Origin of the sequence: Sinorhizobium sp. BJ1 (assembly GCF_002531555.1) — a bacterium.
GTDB lineage: Bacteria > Pseudomonadota > Alphaproteobacteria > Rhizobiales > Rhizobiaceae > Sinorhizobium > Sinorhizobium fredii_B.
This window is the reverse complement of the sequence record NZ_NWTH01000085.1, coordinates 1-3,958: the sequence shown is the minus strand read 5'-3', so window position 1 is coordinate 3,958 and position 3,958 is coordinate 1. Positions and strand designations below refer to the sequence as shown.

4 protein-coding genes and 1 pseudogene are annotated in these 3,958 nt (G+C 55.9%); 1 reads left to right on the top strand and 4 read right to left on the bottom strand.

Translation table 11 applies throughout. The features are described from left to right. Positions 1-1,140: 1,140 nt before the first annotated feature. Positions 1,141-1,459, bottom strand: a pseudogene (locus CO676_RS36715) (transposase); the annotation flags it as partial. Positions 1,460-1,660: 201 nt separating this feature from the next. Between CO676_RS36715 and CO676_RS35655 the strand changes: the two are divergent. Then, positions 1,661-2,023, top strand: a complete 363-nt coding sequence (locus CO676_RS35655) for a hypothetical protein (protein ID WP_179875772.1) — start codon at positions 1,661-1,663, stop codon at positions 2,021-2,023. A 281-nt stretch (positions 2,024-2,304) separates the two neighbouring features. On the opposite strand, the gene CO676_RS37130 is transcribed toward CO676_RS35655, so the two are convergent. The 3 genes from CO676_RS37130 to CO676_RS33970 all read right to left on the bottom strand — a co-directional run bounded on the left by CO676_RS37130 (position 2,305) and on the right by CO676_RS33970 (position 3,591). Further along, positions 2,305-2,679 carry a LamB/YcsF family protein gene (locus tag CO676_RS37130; protein WP_348628095.1) on the bottom strand — a complete coding sequence of 125 codons (375 nt, stop codon included), beginning with the start codon at positions 2,677-2,679 and terminating at the stop codon, positions 2,305-2,307. Beyond that, positions 2,598-2,783: a LamB/YcsF family protein gene (locus CO676_RS37125; protein ID WP_348628096.1), complete on the bottom strand. Its 186-nt coding sequence runs from the start codon at positions 2,781-2,783 to the stop codon at positions 2,598-2,600. The genes CO676_RS37130 and CO676_RS37125 overlap by 82 nt, the downstream gene beginning before the upstream one ends. 592 nt (positions 2,784-3,375) lie before the next feature. Continuing rightward, positions 3,376-3,591, bottom strand: a complete 216-nt coding sequence (locus tag CO676_RS33970; RefSeq protein ID WP_097524280.1) for a hypothetical protein — start codon at positions 3,589-3,591, stop codon at positions 3,376-3,378. Positions 3,592-3,958 lie beyond the last annotated feature (367 nt).

The window sequence follows — 3,958 nt, the reverse complement described above, 5'->3', positions numbered from 1 at the left end:
AATTCGAAAGGCCCTCCGTCGAAAGCGCAGGCGTCAACGCGCGGGGAAAATAGCGCTTACGTTAAGCTGGCTTGGCGTCCAGCTCCAAGTGCGCCTATCACTCCGACGATGCGGGTGGCATGGGGGCCCTTATTCCGAACTGTCCCACTGTACTGGCGGCACCCTATGCGCTTGATGCCGTTGCGGTTGTGGCTTTCTTCATAACAGGCGCTTCTATTGTTGGTGGCTTGTATGATTCTGGTCCATCAGTGCCGGTGATCGCGACATGCCTATTTCTCGTACTCGAAGGGGTGGGATATTCGTTGTCTCCGGTTGATAGCACCCGTGGTGAGAAGACAGCCATTACGCGGACCGGAGTCTTTATTCGTCTGGGTCTGCTACTCGTTGCCCTTGTCGCGGCGGCGATGTCAGTAGGTTGCGGTCAGATGGACATCGCCCTCGCCTCCATGGCACAAGCGACTTCAACTCCGGGGTCGGTTTTGCGGCCCATATTCGCTGCGGTTGCCGCAGATAGCACGGTAAGCGGGGCTCCTCTTGGCGCGAAACCATGGAACTTGCCACCACATTGACCTTGCACTTCCACCCGTTCGAACGTCGAAAGGGCAGGAATGGCTTTCGGCGGTAATGAGTGCTGGTGGAGCGATCGGAATGGTCTTAGCAGGTGTGTGGGCGGACATCGGGTCAACAAAGCCACAGTTCTTTGCCGCAGCCGGATTGGTTAGAGTGGGTCGTCTAACAGCCTGGCCAGACGATCGGCTTGCATGCTCCACCCCCCGGCTTCTGGAGCCAGTCTCGACGTCAGAGTTGAGCCGAATGCCGTCATCGGACGGAGCGCGGAATTGGTTGATCAGGCCAGAGGTCGACAGAAGCCAGGGTCGGATCTTCAGCATTGATGCGGAACTCGAACGCACGGCCGCGTCGTGGAGGGCGTTTCTGTGACTGACAGCGGCAGACCATCTGCGCTGCATAGTTGCTCGATGTCGACACCGCGCCGTCTCGTCCGTCACCACATGTTCGACCTGCGTGTATTGACCTCGATGAGCGAGCGGGAGAGCAGGAACGCGACGGTGCCTGCGCGGCATCATAACCGGCTTCGGCAGAGATCGCGAGCCCAGCATCCATGAAGCGCGAGCGCGGCCGTGCCACCGGCCAGATCGAGCGGGGCTTGCAATAAAGGCGAAACTTCATATCGCGTCCTTTGCAAAGTAAGCCGCGGCCTTTTTAAATCGCGCTCTCCGTCCTAAGCTTCGCGGCCTTACGGCGCAGCCTGCTCCGCCTTCATCTGTGCATGGCCGGGAAAGGCCTGCGTCGGATAAGCACCATATTTCTTGACCCATTTGCGCAGGACACTTTTATGAACATCCAAATCGCGAGCCGCCTGCGCTACGCTGACCCCGCGCTCCCTTACCAACTTCACCGCTTTAAGCTTGAATTCGCGGCGCCTGATCCAGAAGGGCAGCCGACGGCGGCTGACGATTGGCCTGCTATGGGAGAAGAACTTCAATTCGGGGCAGGAGGAGCGGGGAATGAGGAGAGCATCGCTGACTCTCTGTTGTTCAGGTGAAGATCTACAACACCGAATATCCGAGTTTTCTGTCGGCTTCCGTAGCGCATTCATCTCATTCTGTACACCAAAGGAGCGAAGCAAGATCCTGATGCGATGACGTCTGGAAGTCCTGGGCATCGTTTTTGCCAAGCTAGCCCCTTCGACATCGATTATCAGGCTCAAGGTTCGCTGCGCCACGATCCTGACCGAACGATTCTGCTTCTGTTGGGGTGGACGGCCCCCGAACGGCATCGAAAATGTGCCAGAGTGAGTCGTTGTGAACTCAAGCAAAGGGAGCCGTCCGTAGACGAGATTATCCGTATTGGCATGGACACGTCAAAACATGTCTTTCAATTGCATGGCTTTAACGCTGTTGAGCAACCGATCCTGCGCAAGAAGTTTACCCTTGACGATGATGTCGGCATGCGGCTCGAACAGGCCGCAAGCTTCTCGCCGGACGGTCCTTTCTCATCCTAAATTCGCCGCTCGACCGAATGTTTATTCCGGGCGGAATTTCGGGCATGGAGGGCTGTCGCAGAGCCTTGCTCGGCGACAGCTTGGTCAGCTTGGGATAACCAAGCGGAACGGCACTCTGTCAGGAACGAGTCCGTCGAGACCAGTCACCGGTTGTCCAGAAACAATGCACGTATCCCGTAGTGGGACGTCAATCGGAGGCTTCGCCGTGACAACGGTCATAGTCCTTCACAGGGGCATCTGCCATAAATGCGGAAGACGTTTCGCCTTGTGCACTTCGGCAACTACATTGTAGCAGGCAGCAGTGTCGGAGGAGTGCTCCGATGAGCAATGACCTTCGGGCATGCAGACATGGAGCCGAGAAGCTCAAGTTCCGCGAAGTGCACCAGATAGTCACCGGGCCAGCTATCAACTGCCTTGATGGCGGCGAGGGCATCGTCCACTTTGCGCGCCTCTTGTGCGATTGTACTGTACGGTGCCCCATGCGGCTTCACATATCGAACCCTCGCGCCTGCGGCTTTCGCAAATCCCTGCAAGGCTCCCATTTGATAGATCGTGTCGCCAATGAACTTCTCGCTTAAAGGATCCATGTTGCGTCGGCGACAGCTGACAAGATCGAGATAGGCGACGTGGGCGGCGGCCGAAACTTCGAGACGCAATGCCTAGTTTGGGGCTGAGGCATGCCTGCCGGGTCACCAGCATGAAAGCCACACGTGAAGTTGGTGCTGGTGACGAGCGACAACTTCGACACATTCTTGCCCATGAGCCAAGGACCGAAACTTTCGTCAAGATCACTGTTAAAGTCGATATGCGTCACTTGGTCCCCCGAGATCTAGGTATAATTCGCGCAATCAAAGACGGGTGGTGTCGAGCCGCCCTCGTCAGACATCGTCGTTGCTTACGTCCGATGGTAAGCTTCGCGATGGCATCAGGTGGTGGACTGCCCCAAGATTTGAAGGACTGGATTATTTCAGGTGTACATTTGCCCACCCTTCGGCTTACCGGGTCGAAGCTCGGCGTCAGTACCCAAGCTGTGCAAACTGCGTTGCAGGTGATACGAGCTGCGCGCCCGAGGGCGCCATGTTTGGTGGCTACATATGCGGATTTTCTGGTCTCGGCGGTAAAGGCGAGCGTTGATGCCGTGTTAACGATGCGGCCCCATCCCCGCTCTTTCATCTGTGGCCAAACTGCTCTCGTCGTAGCGAAGGCTGCGGTTAGATTTATCGCGAGGAGGCGCTGCCACTGTTCGTTGGGAACTCATCAATTATTGCTTGGTACTGCACCAGCATTGTTGATGAGAATATCCATTTTTCCCAACTCGGCTGTAACAGCCGCTACCATCTCGCTCGCCTCGGTCATATCAGATAGGTATGACCGAAATGCGTGATAGTTCGGCCGGTCTGTTCGGTGATGCTCTTCGTGATCTGGCCGACTTCGTCGGGCGAAGCGAAACCGTTCAGCGCTACACCCGCACCGTTTGCTGCAAGCATTCGAGCGATTGAAAGCCCGATGTCGCTAGTTGAACCAGTGACCAAGGCAACTTCGCCGTTGAGCGGCACAGAGATGCCCATGGGATAGCCTTTCCATTGTCGATCGTTGGCTCTTAACAGACGCCTCCGAGCAATCGATAACAAGTGAATGTCGCATTTTACACGTGAGCAGAATTCACCGAATTGGCATTGGTGGATACGTAGGTCTCGTAGCCGGCCTTCAGCCATGTTGCTTCCGACATCTTTATTACTCGGAACCCGCTAAACGATCCCTCCGCCGTGAATATTGTGAACGAGATTCACATGAAGTAGCAAAAAGATCAATTGAATGATTCACCGGCGTCAACCAGCATAAGGGGATTTCTCACCTCGAAAAGGGAAGTTAGCGTGAATCCGAATTCTTCGACGGTGCGAGAGCAGCTCCTGGAGGTCCGTAATCTGCGCAAGT

Bases quoted from the DNA above. Each gene is read 5' to 3' on its own strand.
- CO676_RS35655 (WP_179875772.1), top strand. From the start codon at position 1,661: ATGACGTCTGGAAGTCCTGGGCATCGTTTTTGCCAAGCTAGCCCCTTC.
- CO676_RS37125 (WP_348628096.1), bottom strand. From the start codon at position 2,783: ATGGGCAAGAATGTGTCGAAGTTGTCGCTCGTCACCAGCACCAACTTC.
- CO676_RS33970 (WP_097524280.1), bottom strand. From the start codon at position 3,591: ATGGGCATCTCTGTGCCGCTCAACGGCGAAGTTGCCTTGGTCACTGGT.